This is a genomic window from Aliivibrio finisterrensis, assembly GCF_008933155.1.
Classification (GTDB): Bacteria; Pseudomonadota; Gammaproteobacteria; order Enterobacterales; family Vibrionaceae; genus Aliivibrio; species Aliivibrio finisterrensis.
In genome coordinates this window covers 44,857-61,504 of record NZ_WBVP01000012.1, presented here as the reverse complement: position 1 = coordinate 61,504, position 16,648 = coordinate 44,857, and the positions used below count along the sequence as shown (strand labels likewise).

13 protein-coding genes are annotated in these 16,648 nt (G+C 40.8%); 3 read left to right on the top strand and 10 right to left on the bottom strand.

Features of this window, described 5'->3' with window-relative positions:
* Window positions 1-99 precede the first annotated feature (99 nt).
* The 4 genes from glmM to rlmE all read right to left on the bottom strand — a co-directional run bounded on the left by glmM (window position 100) and on the right by rlmE (window position 5,070).
* Window positions 100-1,437 (bottom strand): phosphoglucosamine mutase, encoded by a 1,338-nt coding sequence (glmM, locus tag F8B77_RS11590; RefSeq protein WP_151655466.1) that lies wholly within the window; start codon window positions 1,435-1,437, stop codon window positions 100-102.
* 44 nt (window positions 1,438-1,481) lie between these two features.
* On the bottom strand, window positions 1,482-2,318 hold the full coding sequence (gene folP, locus F8B77_RS11585; protein WP_151655465.1) for a dihydropteroate synthase: 837 nt from the start codon (window positions 2,316-2,318) through the stop codon (window positions 1,482-1,484).
* 63 nt (window positions 2,319-2,381) lie between these two features.
* Window positions 2,382-4,355 (bottom strand): ATP-dependent zinc metalloprotease FtsH, encoded by a 1,974-nt coding sequence (gene ftsH / locus F8B77_RS11580; RefSeq protein WP_151655464.1) that lies wholly within the window; start codon window positions 4,353-4,355, stop codon window positions 2,382-2,384.
* An 85-nt stretch (window positions 4,356-4,440) separates the two neighbouring features.
* Window positions 4,441-5,070, bottom strand: a complete 630-nt coding sequence (gene rlmE, locus F8B77_RS11575) for a 23S rRNA (uridine(2552)-2'-O)-methyltransferase RlmE (protein ID WP_130044306.1) — start codon at window positions 5,068-5,070, stop codon at window positions 4,441-4,443.
* 118 nt (window positions 5,071-5,188) lie between these two features.
* On the opposite strand from rlmE, the gene yhbY reads away from it, so the two are divergent.
* Entirely contained in the window at window positions 5,189-5,485 is a 297-nt protein-coding gene (gene yhbY, locus F8B77_RS11570) for a ribosome assembly RNA-binding protein YhbY (RefSeq protein ID WP_105054030.1), read from the top strand.
* Window positions 5,486-5,580: 95 nt separating this feature from the next.
* Here yhbY and greA read toward each other — a convergent pair whose 3' ends face one another.
* Window positions 5,581-6,054, bottom strand: a complete 474-nt coding sequence (gene greA, locus F8B77_RS11565) for a transcription elongation factor GreA (protein WP_151655463.1) — start codon at window positions 6,052-6,054, stop codon at window positions 5,581-5,583.
* Between the two features lie 594 nt (window positions 6,055-6,648).
* Between greA and F8B77_RS11560 the strand changes: the two genes are divergently transcribed.
* Both F8B77_RS11560 and dacB read left to right on the top strand, forming a co-directional pair.
* Window positions 6,649-7,653 carry a porin gene (locus F8B77_RS11560; protein WP_151655495.1) on the top strand — a complete coding sequence of 335 codons (1,005 nt, stop codon included), beginning with the start codon at window positions 6,649-6,651 and terminating at the stop codon, window positions 7,651-7,653.
* A 143-nt stretch (window positions 7,654-7,796) separates the two neighbouring features.
* Entirely contained in the window at window positions 7,797-9,203 is a 1,407-nt protein-coding gene (gene dacB / locus F8B77_RS11555) for a serine-type D-Ala-D-Ala carboxypeptidase (RefSeq protein ID WP_151655462.1), read from the top strand.
* Window positions 9,204-9,340: 137 nt separating this feature from the next.
* Here the strand turns inward: dacB and carB are convergent, their stop codons facing one another.
* The 5 genes from carB to fkpB all read right to left on the bottom strand — a co-directional run bounded on the left by carB (window position 9,341) and on the right by fkpB (window position 16,581).
* Window positions 9,341-12,571: a carbamoyl-phosphate synthase large subunit gene (gene carB / locus F8B77_RS11550; RefSeq protein ID WP_151655461.1), complete on the bottom strand. Its 3,231-nt coding sequence runs from the start codon at window positions 12,569-12,571 to the stop codon at window positions 9,341-9,343.
* Between the two features lie 17 nt (window positions 12,572-12,588).
* Window positions 12,589-13,746 carry a glutamine-hydrolyzing carbamoyl-phosphate synthase small subunit gene (gene carA / locus F8B77_RS11545; RefSeq protein WP_130086950.1) on the bottom strand — a complete coding sequence of 386 codons (1,158 nt, stop codon included), beginning with the start codon at window positions 13,744-13,746 and terminating at the stop codon, window positions 12,589-12,591.
* Window positions 13,747-14,302: 556 nt separating this feature from the next.
* On the bottom strand, window positions 14,303-15,112 hold the full coding sequence (gene dapB, locus F8B77_RS11540) for a 4-hydroxy-tetrahydrodipicolinate reductase (RefSeq protein WP_151655460.1): 810 nt from the start codon (window positions 15,110-15,112) through the stop codon (window positions 14,303-14,305).
* Window positions 15,113-15,183: 71 nt separating this feature from the next.
* Window positions 15,184-16,128, bottom strand: coding sequence for a 4-hydroxy-3-methylbut-2-enyl diphosphate reductase (gene ispH / locus F8B77_RS11535; protein ID WP_151655459.1), 945 nt, complete (start codon window positions 16,126-16,128; stop codon window positions 15,184-15,186).
* Window positions 16,129-16,152: 24 nt separating this feature from the next.
* Window positions 16,153-16,581: an FKBP-type peptidyl-prolyl cis-trans isomerase gene (fkpB, locus tag F8B77_RS11530; RefSeq protein WP_151655458.1), complete on the bottom strand. Its 429-nt coding sequence runs from the start codon at window positions 16,579-16,581 to the stop codon at window positions 16,153-16,155.
* Window positions 16,582-16,648 lie beyond the last annotated feature (67 nt).

Sequence of the window (16,648 nt, the reverse complement as noted above, 5' to 3'; positions counted from 1 at the left end):
CGCCCTCTGAATTAAGAGGCCGAGGGATATTAACCAAACTAGGCTACTATGACAAGTAAAAATTAACAAAAAACGTTCAATTTCATTTAATTGCTCAAATTAACAGCTTTCTTTTACTGCATCCGCAATTTGCAGCGCATATTGCTTAACAAGCTCAGCGCTTTCACCCTCAACCATAACGCGGATTAAAGGTTCAGTTCCTGATTTACGTAATAATACTCGACCGTTATCACCTAATTTTGATTCTACATCAGCTTGAGCTGCTTTAACTGCATTAGAATCAAGAGGATTACTATCTCCAGTAAAACGAATATTTTCCAATACTTGTGGGAACATTGTCATGCCGCTGCATAATTCTTTTAATGACATTTTACTGCCAACAATCGATGCAATCACCTGAAGTGCAGCAACAATTGCATCTCCAGTAGTCACTTTATCAAGAAGGATAACGTGCCCTGAGTTTTCTGCACCAATAAGCCACTTATTCTCAAGCAGTTTTTCCATCACATAACGATCACCAACATTAGAACGAACGAATGGGATGCCTAAATTACGTAACGCCACTTCCATTCCCATATTGGTCATCAAAGTACCAACAACTCCACCTTTTAATTCACCACGACGTAACGCATCACGAGCTATAATATAAGCAATTTGGTCACCGTCTACTTTTTCACCAAACTCATCAACCATGATGATACGGTCGCCATCACCATCAAAAGCGACACCAAAATCTGCTTTCTCTTCTAATACTTTTGCTTGTAAGCCGCGAACATCGGTCGCCCCTACTTCATGGTTAATATTGGTACCATTTGGCTCACAACCAATAGTAATGATCTCAGCGCCAAGTTCTTTAAATACGTTTGGGGCGATGTGGTACGTTGCGCCATGAGCACAATCGATGACCATTTTCACACCCGCCAAGCTCAGCTCTTTAGGGAAGGTACTTTTACAAAATTCAATGTAACGACCTGCGGCATCGTTTAAACGAGATGCTTTACCTAGCAAAGCAGACTCAACACATGTCATTGGCTTATCAAGTTCAGCTTCAATCGCCATTTCAATATCATCTGGTAATTTCGTTCCTTCAGATGAGAAAAATTTGATCCCATTGTCGTAATATGGATTATGAGATGCAGAAATAACAATACCCGCTTCAGCACGGAACGTCTGAGTAAGATAAGCCACAGCAGGCGTCGGCATTGGTCCTGTAAATGTCGCTTGTAACCCAGCAGCAGCCAAGCCAGCTTCTAATGCTGATTCAAGCATGTAACCTGAGATACGCGTATCTTTACCGATAATGACTTTCTTTGTGCCTTGCTTAGCTAAAACTTGTCCAGCAGCCCAACCGAGTTTCATAACAAAATCTGGAGTAATAGGCGCTTGCCCTACCAGACCACGAACCCCATCGGTTCCAAAATATTTACGCTCAGACATGTTGTACTCCATGTTTTAATTTTAATAATTTGTTTAATTGATTACTAACGAGCACTTTGCTCTAACGTTGCCTGGCACACTTTTACGATGTCCATCGTTTGCTCAAAGTCATGAACACGGATAATATGTGCGCCCTTCATTGCTGCAATAGTGGCACACGCCAAGCTACCAGACACTGCATTTTTCGGCCCCGTATTTAGTAACTTAAAGATCATTGATTTACGAGACATCCCAGCCAAAATAGGAAAACCTAATTGGTGAAACCGCTCTAATTCAGCAAGCAGTTGGTAATTATGCGCTAAGGTTTTACCAAATCCAAACCCAGGATCAAGAATTAACTTATCTTTTGCGATACCAACCGATTGGCATGCTGATACTCTTTCCTCAAGAAAGCGAGATACATCAACTAATAGGTCATCATAGGTAGGATTAGATTGCATGGTTCTAGGTTGACCTTGCATGTGCATCAAACACACTGGAACGTTTGCTTTTGCTGCTATTTCTAACGCATTTGGTTCTTGCAGTGCACGCACATCATTAATTAAATCAGCGCCAGCATTGACCGCTTCATCCATTACAATGGCTTTACTTGTATCAATTGAAATCCATGTATCAAAACGCTGGTTTATCGCATCGATAATAGGAATAACACGATCTAACTCTTGCTGAAGGCTCACATCAGGAGCCCCAGGTCTTGTCGACTCACCACCAATATCAATAAAGCTGACACCTGAATTTACCATTTTTTCAGCTTGCTTTAGCGCTGCATCTAAATGAGTAAATTTACCGCCATCAGAAAAAGAGTCAGGCGTTACATTAAGAATGCCCATTACATGTGAGCGATCTAATAATAACGTTTTCTCTTTGCTTACCAATTTCATGATCAGTCCTTTAAATACAAAAACCCCGAGCATAGCTCGGGGTTTAATTTATCTTACTTCATCTTACTTTTCAGATGATTCAGAATCGCTTTTTGTATCACCAGTTGGAGTTGGTTGCTCTTTTGTTTCTTCAACCTTCTCTTCTGCTTGTGATTCTGTTTGTTCTTTTTCTGCTGGAGCTTCAGCTTTGGCTTCAGGTTGTGGATTATTATCGCCCCAACCTTGCGGCTCACGAATATCAGCTTTACGATCCATTAAGTCATCAATCTGACCTGCATCAATGGTTTCAAACTTCATTAACGCATCTTTCATTGAATGCATGATATCCATGTTGTCTTCAAGGATCTGTCTTGCACGTGCATAGTTGCGATCAATGATAGTACGGATTTCAGCATCAATCAGTTGCAGTGTTTCTGGAGAAACATGCTTAGCATGATGAGAGCCACCATGACCAGAGAACGGGTCGCCTTGATCTTCTGCATAAAGTAGAGGGCCTAAAGCATCAGAGAAGCCCCACTGCGTTACCATTTTACGAGCAATATCAGTGGCGCGTTCAATATCGTTCGATGCACCTGTTGATACTTTATCAACACCGTAAATAAGCTCTTCAGCCAATCGACCACCGTATAGACTTGAAATCATCGATTCTAAGTGCTGACGGTTCATGCTTACTCGGTCTTGCTCAGGTAAGTACATCGTTACACCTAGCGCACGGCCACGTGGAATGATTGATACTTTATACACAGGATCGTGTTCAGGAACTAAACGACCAACAATAGCATGACCAGCTTCATGATAAGCAGTCGAGGCTTTCGTCTCTTCTGTCATTACCATTGATTTACGCTCTGCGCCCATCATGATTTTGTCTTTCGCAAGCTCAAACTCAACCATTGTTACAACACGCTTATTAGTTCGAGCAGCGAATAACGCAGCTTCGTTCACTAAGTTTGCAAGATCAGCACCAGAGAAGCCTGGAGTACCACGAGCAATCAATGATGGTTCAACACCTGCACCTAGAGGTACTTTACGCATATGAACTTGAAGTATTTGCTCACGTCCACGGATATCAGGTAGACCTACAACAACTTGACGGTCAAAACGACCAGGACGAAGTAATGCCGCATCTAGAACATCAGGGCGGTTAGTTGCAGCAACAACGATAATACCTTCGTTACCTTCAAAACCATCCATCTCTACAAGCATTTGGTTTAATGTTTGCTCACGCTCATCATTACCACCACCAACACCCGCACCACGCTGGCGACCTACAGCATCAATTTCATCGATAAAGATAATACAAGGAGATGATTTTTTCGCTTGTTCAAACATGTCACGCACACGAGATGCACCAACACCAACAAACATTTCAACAAAATCAGAACCAGAAATTGAGAAGAAGGGTACTTTCGCTTCGCCAGCAATAGCCTTAGCAATCAAAGTTTTACCAGTACCAGGAGGACCAACTAATAGAACACCTGTTGGGATTTTACCACCTAGCTTTTGGAAACGACTTGGTTCACGTAAGTAATCAACCAATTCTTTAACGTCTTCTTTTGCTTCATCACAACCAGCAACATCATCAAACGTTGTTTTGATCTGCTCTTCAGTCATCATCTTAGCTTTGCTTTTACCAAAGGACATTGCCCCTTTGCCACCGCCGCCTTGCATTTGACGCATGAAGAAGATCCAAACACCAATCAGAAGAATCATTGGGAACCACGAAATAAAGATAGACTCAAGTAAGCTCTGCTTTTCTGGTGGAGTGCCCTTAACGATTACGTTTTGGTTAATAAGATCATCAAGCAATTTAGGATCTTGGAATACAGGCATATAAGTTACATAACGAGTGCCGTCACGTTTCATTACCTTTATTTCACGATTGTTAAAAGTTGCTTCTTGTACCTGACCATTACCAACTTCTTTAACAAAAGTAGTATAGTCCATCGAACGACCAGAGCTATCACTCGGCCCAAAGCTTTGGAATACTGACATCAAAACGACAGCAATAACCAGCCATAATATTAAATTTTTTGCCATGTCACTCAAGGTGTTAACCCCGCGTTAACTAAATAGATGAAAGATAGAGTACTACAGTTTATATCCTGTAGCTACAACGTAAAACTTATCCTTTGTAACCAGTGGCTACAATATACACTTCACGAGAACGTGCACGTGATGAATCTGGTTTTCTAATCTTAACGACTTTGAACATATTACGTACTTCTTGTAAGTACTGATCAAAGCCTTCGCCTTGGAACACTTTTACTGTAAAACTGCCATTTGGAGCCAATACTTGACGGCACATATCTAATGCTAACTCAACAAGATACATTGCTCTTGGTTGGTCAACAGCTAGGTTACCACTCATATTTGGAGCCATATCTGACATTACTACATCTACCATATCTGGTTGTATGCGTTCAAGCAATGCGTCTAGTACTGCTTCTTCCCTAAAGTCCCCCTGCAAAAAACTTACGCCAGCGATTGAATCCATTGCCAAAATATCACACGCAATAACTTGACCAGAATCACCCACTTGCTCAACCGCGTATTGTGACCACCCACCAGGAGCAGCACCGAGGTCAACCACTGTCATGCCTGGTTTTAATAGCTTGTCTTTATTTTGAATTTCTTCAATCTTAAAAATAGCACGAGAACGATAGCCTCTTTTTTGCGCTTCAAGAACGTATTTATCATCAAAGTGTTCTTTTAACCAGCGGCCAGAGCTTGCTGAAAGTTTATTCTTACTCATGCATTACCTAAAAATACTTAATTTAAATTAGAAGACTGAAACAAAAAATAGTCTTCCGGAATAGATGGCGTTAGAATAGGCTGTTTTCAACCCTTAATATAGAAAAAATCGGGTATATATGAACCTAAGCACAAAACAGAAGCAACACCTTAAAGGCCTTGCTCACAATTTAAAACCCGTTGTAATGATGGGTTCAAATGGTCTTACTGAAGCTGTAGTAGCTGAAATTGAGATTGCGCTTAACCACCACGAGCTGATCAAAGTTAAAATCGCTTCTGAAGATCGTGACACTAAGCAATTGATTGTTGATGCAATCATTCGTGAAACTGAAGCTGAAAAAGTACAAGTTATCGGTAAGACACTTGTTCTATTCCGCGCTAGCGAAGCTCGTAAAATCGAGATCCCTAGAAAATAATTTCTACATTAATGTTGTAAGAAATTAAAAAGGCCGTCCTAGTTTTCTTATTGAAGATAGCTACGCGGCCTTTATATTATCTATAATAGTGACTCTTAAATATAGTCAACGGCTTCGATTTCAAATTCTTTTGTGCCACCAGGCGTTTGAATGTTCACTTCATCCCCAGCCATTTTGCCAATAAGACCACGAGCAATTGGAGAATTTACTGAAATTCGACCTTCTTTAATGTTTGCTTCATCATCAGCAACAATCTGGTACTTCACTTCATCATCAGTATTTACGTCGATAAGCGTTACGGTAGTACCAAAAATAACCTTACCTGTGTTAGTCATTTTTGTTACGTCAATCACTTGTGCTACCGACAACTTATATTCGATATCACGTATTTGCGCTTCACAAATACCTTGATCTTCACGAGCAGCGTGATATTCAGCATTCTCTTTTAAGTCCCCAAGCTCACGAGCTTCACCAATCGCTTTTGAAATCAAAGGGCGACGTTTTAATAATACTTCCAGTTCATCACGCAGTAGCTTCTCGCCACGTACCGTCATTGGTACCTTATCCATATTTTTCACCTCTAAAGCTGAAATTACAAATTCAGCAAATAAAAATCCCACCAAAGATAACTTTACTGGCGAACGTTCACCAATAAGTTATTTATCCTCAGTGTTTCTGTCTAAATTTAATTTCCTCTAGTGTAAACAAAGAAATGGCTTTTATCACCTATTCTGTTGTTTGTTTTCTAAGATTTGTTTTTACCACGACCGTAACATTAATCAGAAGTTCGTCTCAAATAACAAAACAAGCACAACAAACAAGGCCGAACAAAATATAAATTGAGACCTGCGTCACGTTATTTTTGTAGATGAAACTAAAAAAAACATAAAATATCCTATAGTTCACTTTATAGACAAACTTTCCACAAAAATGATAACCATCTGAAAAATAACGATCTAAATCACAAATAAATAATTAAAAACAGTGTGCAATTGCAGTTTTTAGATTGTTTTACTAACCTTTTTATCGCGTTAACCCTGAAAATAAACCTATTGAAACGATGAAGTCAGTGATAACTATTCTTAAACATAAGAAGCTATCTATCACTGACTTCACCTAAAATGGACATAATCTCCTCCACCCTTATAGGAATTAGAATAATGATGAACAAATCAGTATTAGCTCTAGCAGTAGCAGCAATTACGTCAGCTGGCGCAGTAAATGCAGCAGAAATCTACAAAGGCGCAGACCAAACTCTAGAAATGGGCGGCCGTGCAGAAGCTCGTCTATCTATGAAAGATAGTGATGTTGCTGATAAAACTCGTGTACGTCTAAACGTTAAAGGCACTACTCAAATTTCTGACGGTCTATACGGTGTGGGCTTCTGGGAAGGCGAATTTACGACTGCAGATGCAACTGCAACTGCAACTGATAACGGTTCAGATCTAGATAACCGTTACGCTTACGCTGGGATTGGTGGTAACTTCGGTGAAGTCACTTACGGTAAAAACGATGGTGCGCTAGGTGTTATCACTGACTTTACCGATATCATGGCATACGCAGGTAACACAGCGGCAACTAAAATCGCTGTAGCTGACCGCACAGATAACAACCTTGGCTACAAAGGCACATTTGGTGACTTCTCAGCTAAAGCAAACTACCGTTTTGCAGATCGTACTGTTACAGCACAAGATAAATATGACAACAACGGTGAAGACGGTTTTGCATTATCTGGTATCTACGCATTTGGTGACTCAGGCTTCAAACTAGGTGGCGGTTACGCAGACCAAGCAGATCAAAATGAAATGATGGTTGCGGGTTCTTACACTATGGGTGATCTATACTTCGCTGGTACATTCACAAATGGTGAGCTAGCTAAGAAACATGGTGACTACACAGGTTATGAAGCAGCTGTTGCTTACACTATGGGTAAAACAGTATTTACTTCTACGTATAACAACGCAGAAACAAACAAAGAAACATCAGCTGATAACTTTGCTGTAGATGCAACATACTTCTTTAACGCTAACTTCCGTACGTACATCTCTTACAACTTCAACCTAATCAGCCAAGGCGATAAGCTTGGTACAGTGGGTTCTTCAACTACTCGTGCTTCTGATGTAGACGCAGAAAACGAACTAGCTCTAGGTATGCGTTACGACTTCTAATCCAGTCTTAACTCTTACTTAACTAAAGCGCTCACCTCGGTGGGCGTTTTTTCTTGGTGATATTCCATTAATTTTTTCTTATTCATTACACATCATTATCAACAGACGTTAAGATATCTCATTATTTTCAAATTGAGCTCATCATGTTTTTTTCTCGTTACACCCTTATCGCACTCAGTCTTATTTCTTTTTCAAGTATTGCTGATATTAATGAGACACTTTTTTCTCTCCCATCTGGTAGCAGAGCCGCTATTACTGTCGAAAATCTACAATCAAATAAAATAGCGTTTCAACAAAAGCAAGATGAACTGCTGCCTCCTGCGAGTACCTTAAAAATTGCCACCGCATTAGCCGCTCGATTAGCACTAGGAAAAGAGTTCTCTTTTGAAACCTCTTTATATAAAGCCGATAAAGACATCGTGCTGACTTTCACAGGTGATCCATCTTTATCACGTAAGCAACTCTCTTCTCTGTTTGATGGAGGTGATATCAACACCATTCAAGGCGATTTATGGATCGACGGCACGATTTTCACCGGTTATGAGCGAGCGGTAGGTTGGCCATGGGATATTCTAGGCGTGTGTTATAGCGCACCATCGAGTGCATTGAGCATTGATGAGAACTGTGTGCAAGCGTCTATCACCACTCATAATGATGGAAGTACCAGAGTCTTTGTTCCTATTCATCAACCCATCTCTTTTTCTAACTATGTAAAAAGTGTCAGCAAAAAAGAGCAAAAATCGACTTTCTGTGATTTAGAGCTAACCACGCAGGGTAACCATTACGAATTAAACGGCTGTCTAGTCAAACGTAATAATCCTTTGCCTCTTAAATTTGCCGTTCAAGATACTCAAGATTTTACGCAGAAAACCATCTCTAAGATCCTAGCAGAGCATAATATTACACTTAATGGTGAAGTGCGTTTTGGAAAACCAGATACCCCTCTTCTTACTGACAATAAATTAGCGATACACCACTCAAAGCCATTGATGGAATTGTTGGATCATATGCTTAAAAAGTCTGATAACCATTACGCTGATAACTTAACTAAGATATTAGGTCATTTAAACTACCAGCAACCGGGTAGCTTCACCAATGGCACTGCGGCAATTAAAGATATCTTACTAAAACAAGCGAATATTGATTTAAGCAATGCGGTACTGGTTGATGGTTCAGGCTTATCCCGTAATAACCGTATGACAGCAAATCAGATGAAATCAATCCTGCAATATCTCTATAAATACGATAAAGAATTAGGCTTGATTGACCTATTACCAACATCAGGCATTGATGGCACCTTAAAGTATCGTAACAGCATGCGTAAAGAACCCATTAAAGGCAGCATGAAATCGAAAAGCGGCTCACTGTTTGGTAGTTATAATATGGCTGGGTTTGTGGGTTTAGAGAATAAAGCACCTCAGCTGTTTGTTCAATTTGTTGCAGATTATCACCCTGTTGCAGCAAAAGAAGGCGCAACACCGGTTGAACGCCCTATTGATACCTTTGAGAAAAGCTTTTACCAAGCGTTAATTGAACTCTCAAAAGATTAGGGTTTTATACCAATCTACATAAGTATGTGATCATTCTTGCTTGTTCACTAGAAAAAAAAAATAAAAAATCCCGAAGAACTCGCATTCTTCGGGATTTTTATTAGTTAGCTAATATTGTTACTTAGCCAGTTTCGCAATTAAGCGTATTTAGCTGCTACTTTAGCGTGTAGCTCTTGAACCGAATTAACCGTTTTACGGTCATCCGCTTCATGCGCTAGACAGCTAGCAAATGCTGCATTTAGCGTTGTTGTGTAGTTCACTTTCTCAGCCAATGCGCCACGACGCAATACTTTAGAATCTTCAATCGCTTGACGACCTGCTGCAGTATTTACGATGTAGGTGTATTCGCCATTCTTGATACGGTCAAGAATATGAGGACGGCCTTCGTGTACCTTGTTCACTAGACGAGGGTTGATACCCGCTTCGCCAAGAATAACCGCAGTACCGTGAGTTGCATCCAGTTGGTAACCCAATTTAACAAGGTGTTTTGCTAAATCTACAACACGTTTCTTATCGCCTTCACGAACAGAAAGTAATGCTCGACCGCCTTCTGGGTACTCTTTGCTACAACCTAATTCTGCTTTTGCAAATGCTTCAGCAAACGTTGCACCAACCCCCATCACTTCACCTGTTGAGCGCATTTCAGGGCCTAACAGTGGGTCAACACCAGGGAACTTGTTGAACGGTAATACTACTTCTTTAACAGAGAAGTAAGGTGGTATAATCTCTTTTGTAAAGCCTTGAGACTCAAGAGACTGACCCGCCATTACACGTGCAGCAATCTTAGCAACTGGCGCACCTGTCGCTTTAGATACGAATGGAACCGTACGTGCAGCACGAGGGTTAACTTCGATTAGATATACATTATTATCTTTAACAGCAAACTGTGTATTCATTAAGCCACGAACACCTAGCTCGAATGCCAGCTTACGAACTTGATCACGCATCACATCTTGGATTTCTTCGCTTAACGTATAAGCAGGAAGAGAACACGCTGAGTCACCTGAGTGAACACCCGCTTGTTCGATGTGTTCCATAATACCAGCGATAACCACTTGCTCACCGTCACAGATTGCATCTACATCAACTTCGATTGCATCATCTAGGAAGCTATCAAGAAGTACTGGAGATTCATTTGAAACGCTTACTGCTTCGTTGAAGTAGCGACGTAAGTCTTGCTCATCGTATACGATTTCCATCGCACGACCACCAAGAACATAAGAAGGACGAACAACTAATGGGAAGCCTATTTCGCGAGATTTCTCAATTGCTTGCTCCATTGTTGTTACGGTTGCATTTTCTGGTTGTAGAAGGCCTAGGCGGTCTACAGCAACTTGGAAGCGCTCACGGTCTTCTGCACGGTCGATAGCATCAGGGCTTGTACCAATAATCGGAACGCCAGCAGCTTCAAGGGCACGCGCCAATTTAAGAGGCGTTTGACCACCGTATTGAACAATCACGCCCTTTGGTTTTTCAATACGAGCAATAGCTAGTACATCTTCCAGGGTTACTGGCTCAAAGTATAGACGGTCAGAGGTATCATAATCGGTAGAAACGGTCTCAGGGTTACAGTTAACCATGATGGTTTCGTAACCATCTTCACGAAGTGCTAATGATGCATGTACACAACAGTAGTCAAACTCAATACCTTGGCCGATACGGTTTGGACCGCCACCTAAGATCATGATCTTATCTTTCTCTGTTGGGTTTGCTTCACACTCTTCATCGTAAGATGAGTACATGTAAGCCGTATCTGATGAGAACTCCGCAGCACACGTATCGACACGCTTGTAAACAGGGTGAATATCATGTTGGTCACGTAAACGACGGATCTCGCTTTCTGCAACACCTAATAATTTAGATAAACGCGCATCCGCAAAACCTTTACGCTTAAGTTTACGAAGGCTATCCGCTGTTAAGCTAGCGAAACCGCCCGCTTTAACTGCTTCTTCTTCTTTTACTAAATCTTCGATTTGAACTAGGAACCAACGGTCAACGTTTGTTAAGTTAAATACGCCATCTACTGACATACCAGCACGGAATGCATCAGCGATGTACCAAATACGCTCAGCACCCGCATCTTTTAGCTCATGGCGAATTTTAGTTAATGCATCAGGCGCATCAAGATCAACCATTTCATCAAAGCCTGTCGCGCCAACTTCTAGGCCACGCAATGCTTTTTGTAGCGATTCTTGTTGGTTACGGCCGATAGCCATTACTTCGCCAACCGATTTCATTTGAGTGGTAAGACGGTCGTTAGCACCTGCGAATTTTTCGAAGTTAAAACGAGGGATCTTAGTAACAACGTAATCAATTGTTGGTTCAAATGATGCTGGTGTTGCGCCACCGGTAATGTCATTCATTAACTCATCAAGTGTATAACCAATCGCAAGTTTCGCTGCAATTTTAGCAATAGGGAAACCCGTCGCTTTAGATGCAAGCGCAGAAGAACGTGATACACGTGGGTTCATTTCAATGATAACCATACGGCCATCTTTCGGATTAATACCAAACTGTACGTTTGAACCACCCGTTTCAACACCAATCTCACGCAATACTGCTAGAGAAGCATTACGCATTAATTGGTATTCTTTGTCTGTTAGTGTTTGTGCAGGCGCTACCGTGATTGAGTCACCCGTGTGAATGCCCATCGCATCAAAGTTTTCAATCGCACATACAATGATACAGTTGTCGTTCTTATCTCGAACCACTTCCATCTCATACTCTTTCCAACCGATAAGAGATTCATCGATGAGAAGTTCATTGGTTGGAGAAAGATCCAAACCACGGCGACAAATTTCATCAAATTCTTCTTTGTTATAAGCGATACCACCACCGGTACCCCCCATCGTAAATGATGGACGAATGATACAAGGGAAGCCTACCATCTCTAGTACTTTGTAAGCTTCTTCCATTGTTTTTGCTGTATCAGCCGTTGGACACTCAAGGCCAATTGACTTCATTGCTTTATCGAAACGTGAACGGTCTTCTGCTTTATCGATAGCATCAGCTGTTGCACCGATCATCTCAACACCGAACTCAGCAAGCACGCCGTGCTTTTCTAAATCAAGCGCACAGTTCAATGCCGTTTGACCACCCATGGTAGGTAGAACTGCATCTGGACGCTCTTTTTCGATAATGTTACGAACCACTTCCCAATGGATAGGCTCAATGTATGTTGCATCAGCCATGTCTGGGTCAGTCATGATTGTTGCAGGGTTAGAGTTCACAAGAATAACGCGGTAGCCTTCTTCACGAAGTGCTTTACACGCTTGTGCTCCAGAGTAGTCAAATTCACATGCTTGGCCGATTACGATTGGGCCTGCACCTAGAATTAGAACGCTTTTAATGTCAGTACGTTTTGGCATCTTATTACTACTCCGAATTAAGCTTTATTTGTCTTGTCTGAAATAGACTGCTGGATCAATTCAATGAAATGGTCAAATAATGGCGCGGCATCATGTGGACCTGGGCTTGCTTCAGGATGACCTTGGAAGCTAAATGCAGGCTTATCTGTACGATGAATGCCTTGCAACGTACCATCAAACAATGATTTGTGCGTTGCACGCAAGTTCGCAGGAAGTGTTTCTTCATCCGCAGCAAAACCGTGGTTCTGTGCCGTGATCATAACCACATCACGATCCAAGTCTTTCACTGGATGGTTTGCACCATGGTGACCAAACTTCATTTTTACGGTTTGAGCACCTGATGCTAAAGCAAGAATTTGATGACCAAGACAGATACCAAAGATTGGTAACCCTTTTTCTAAGAACACTTTTGTTGCTTCAATTGCGTAAGTACATGGCGCAGGGTCACCAGGGCCATTTGATAGAAATACACCATCTGGATTCATTGCTAACACGTCTTCTGCTGAAGTTTGTGCAGGAACAACCGTTAGGCGACAACCGCGGTCTACTAACATACGTAGAATGTTACGTTTAGCGCCGAAATCGTAAGCCACAACGTGGAATGGTAATTCACTGTCTGCTTTTTCTTCTGGCAAACCGCCAGTCAATGTCCAAGAACCTTGCTTCCATTGGTAAGCTTCAGTCGTTGTTACTTCTTTTGCTAAATCCATGCCTTTAAGACCTGGGAACTCTTTTGCTTGAGCTAGCGCAAATGCTTCATCTAAATTATTGCCCGCGACAATACAACCGTTTTGAGCACCTTTCTCACGTAAGATTCGAGTTAATTTACGCGTATCGATATCAGCAATGCCGACGATATTTTGAGATTTAAGGTATTCAGAAAGAGTTTGTTCACTGCGGAAGTTTGAAGCTAAGAGAGGGAGATCGCGAATCACAAGGCCTTGAGCGTGGATAGAAGAGGATTCTTCGTCTTCGGAATTGATTCCGGTATTGCCAATGTGGGGATAAGTAAGAGTAACGATTTGTTGAGAATAGGAAGGATCAGTGAGAATTTCTTGGTACCCCGTCATCGAGGTATTAAAAACGACTTCACCAACGGCCGAGCCATCTGCTCCAATCGATTGACCGCGGAACACAGTCCCATCTTCTAGGACTAACAGCGCTGATTTACTCAAGACAACCTCCAAACATAATAAGTATTCAGTTTTAATCAATATAATTGCAAAACTGTTTTTTTTAAACCCAAAATACAAACTAAAAGCTCGAATTTTGACAAATTGGCGAAATTTTAGATATATATGGGATAAGTGTCAATAAAAAACACCAACATAAACAACCTTTTTAGACAACTCATTACAAAAAGCCTACTTTTACTATAAAAAAGGCATTTATCTATATCAACATGATGAAAAATCACTACGAAATTAAAATTATGTATATTTAATCTTTTTTTCATCATTTAAAATTACTTATAAAAACAAAGCAAACGTTAAACAACAAACAAAACATTAAAAAACAAAAGACTCAGATAAAAAACCAACAATAAGCAGCATAAACACAATAAAAATAAGCCACAAATAAAACAACGAATAGAAAACAAAAAATTTACACAACCCTGAAAACCCAGTAATAAAGAGCATCAGCAGTGAATAAATAGTGATTAAGTTGCATTTAATTTAGTTCAGTTAAAAAAAAGCCCAAATCAATAATAATTCGGGCTTAATACAACCGTTATAGCTGATCTAGATCTAAAACATCGTGCATGGTATAGAAACCAGGAGACTTTTTATGTAGCCAATGAGAGGCTCTCACCGCGCCATTTGCAAACGTCATTCTATCCGTTGCTTTATGTGTTATTTCAACACGTTCACCAATATCAGCAAACATAGCCGTATGTTCGCCTACAATATCTCCGGCTCGAATCGTTGCAAATCCAATCTCATCTTTGCTCCTTTCACCAGTAATTCCTTCACGAGCATATACAGCAACATCTTCAAGTTTATTACCCATAGCACCCGCAATAGCTTCTCCCATGCCAATGGCTGTACCTGAGGGTGCGTCGACTTTATAACGGTGGTGAGCTTCTACAATTTCAATATCACAGTAGTCTCCCATCACTTTTGCTGCTTTTTCTAACAACTTAAATACGAGGTTCACACCGACACTGTAATTAGGAGCCATTACGATAGGAATGTCTTTTGAAGCTTGATCGATAAGCGCTTTACCTGGCTCACTAAAGCCGGTTGTACCGATAACAATGGCTTTTTTGTGTTCTTGACACAATTCGATATTTTTAAGGGTTGAAATTGGAAGTGTAAAATCAATAATCACATCAAAATCATCAACCACTTTTGCTAAATCATCCACAATAGAAAGACCTGATTTTCCTAACCCAGCCATCTCTCCAACATCAACACCAATTAAGCTTGATTCTGGATGTTCACTTGCTGCTGCAAGAACGGCAAACTGAGAGCCATTCACTGCTTTAATTAAGTTACGGCCCATTCTTCCTGCTGCGCCTGCAATTGCTATTCTTACCATTCTTATTTTTACTCCTTTAAATTCGCTTCCTTGCACTCTATCTCAAATTTTGATTCACAGCACCTGAAGTATTAAGACACAGTTTTAATTTGTAATTCTTTTGGCACTTCAAAGAACATATTTTCTTCACGACCGGTTAGCTCTTCAACCGTCGTACCACCAAACGCTTTTACTTGTTCAATGATTTGGTTAACAAGTTCTTCAGGCGCTGAAGCCCCAGCAGTTACACCAACTTTAGCTTGGTTGGTTAACCACTCTTCTTTTAAGTCTTCAGGACAATCAATTAAATAACTTGCTGTACCTAGTTTTTCTGATAATTCACGTAAACGATTTGAATTTGAGGAGTTTTTTGAACCAACGACAATCATTACGTCAACCTGACTTGCCATGTCACGTACTGCATCCTGACGGTTTTGGGTTGCGTAACAAATATCATCTTTACGAGGGCCTTGGATCTCAGGAAATACTCGACGTAATTCATCAATCACATCAGCGGTTTCATCCACAGACAAGGTTGTTTGGCTTACATAGTGCAAGTTACTTGGATTGTTAACCGTAAGATTAATGACATCACTTGGGGTTTCAACCAAATACATGCCACCTGTTTCATTGGCATATTGCCCCATCGTACCTTCCACTTCAGGGTGACCAGCGTGGCCAATCAGCACGACTTCAATATTCTTCTTACTTGCTCGAGCCACTTCCATATGTACTTTTGTTACTAGTGGGCACGTTGCATCAAATACAGTTAATGCGCGCTCTTTTGCTTCTTTGCGTACAGCCTGAGAAACGCCATGAGCCGAAAAGATAACGATATTGTCGTCTGGCACTTCACTTAACTCTTCAACAAAAATAGCACCGCGCTGCTTTAAACCCTCAACAACAAAACGGTTATGTACCACTTCATGACGAACATAAATTGGGGCTTCATACAATTCAAGTGCACGTTCAACAATGCTAATGGCGCGATCAACGCCGGCACAAAATCCACGAGGGTTTGCTAATACTATTTTCATTTTTTATCTCTATATCTTGTTGAATTAATCAACCGCTACAATTTCTACGTCAAAGATAACATCTTGACCTGCCAATGGGTGATTAAAATCAACCGTTACCGAATCACCTGCGATCTCGGTAATAATACCTGGAATATCCATACCATCAGGACCACTAAAGGCCATAATAGTTCCTACTTCAGCTGTCGCATCACCCACAAAACGATTTCTATCCATATGGTGGATATTATCAGGGTTTGGAAGACCAAAAGCATCTTCTGCATTAAGCTCAATACTTTTTGATTGTTCTGACTCTAGTCCTAATAAACATTTTTCAAAATTATCACTAAGGCTGCCATCCCCCATAGTGAATTTAGCCGGTTTACCCGAGCTGTGTGTACTATCCGCTACAGATCCATCTTTTAATTTTATGGTGAAATGTAGAGTAACTTCACTGTTATTTTCTATTTTCATTATTATCTTTCCTTGAAAAAAAACGCCACTCGACTTCTCGGGCAGCGTTCAATTTATTATATCTAAT

Coding starts and splice junctions, on each gene's coding strand:
- rlmE (WP_130044306.1), bottom strand. CDS start 5,070: ATGAGTAAGAATAAACTTTCAGCAAGCTCTGGCCGCTGGTTAAAAGAA.
- fkpB (WP_151655458.1), bottom strand. CDS start 16,581: ATGAAAATAGAAAATAACAGTGAAGTTACTCTACATTTCACCATAAAA.
- ispH (WP_151655459.1), bottom strand. CDS start 16,128: ATGAAAATAGTATTAGCAAACCCTCGTGGATTTTGTGCCGGCGTTGAT.
- yhbY (WP_105054030.1), top strand. CDS start 5,189: ATGAACCTAAGCACAAAACAGAAGCAACACCTTAAAGGCCTTGCTCAC.
- folP (WP_151655465.1), bottom strand. CDS start 2,318: ATGAAATTGGTAAGCAAAGAGAAAACGTTATTATTAGATCGCTCACAT.
- glmM (WP_151655466.1), bottom strand. CDS start 1,437: ATGTCTGAGCGTAAATATTTTGGAACCGATGGGGTTCGTGGTCTGGTA.
- carB (WP_151655461.1), bottom strand. CDS start 12,571: ATGCCAAAACGTACTGACATTAAAAGCGTTCTAATTCTAGGTGCAGGC.
- ftsH (WP_151655464.1), bottom strand. CDS start 4,355: ATGGCAAAAAATTTAATATTATGGCTGGTTATTGCTGTCGTTTTGATG.
- dacB (WP_151655462.1), top strand. CDS start 7,797: ATGTTTTTTTCTCGTTACACCCTTATCGCACTCAGTCTTATTTCTTTT.
- F8B77_RS11560 (WP_151655495.1), top strand. CDS start 6,649: ATGAACAAATCAGTATTAGCTCTAGCAGTAGCAGCAATTACGTCAGCT.
- dapB (WP_151655460.1), bottom strand. CDS start 15,112: ATGGTAAGAATAGCAATTGCAGGCGCAGCAGGAAGAATGGGCCGTAAC.
- greA (WP_151655463.1), bottom strand. CDS start 6,054: ATGGATAAGGTACCAATGACGGTACGTGGCGAGAAGCTACTGCGTGAT.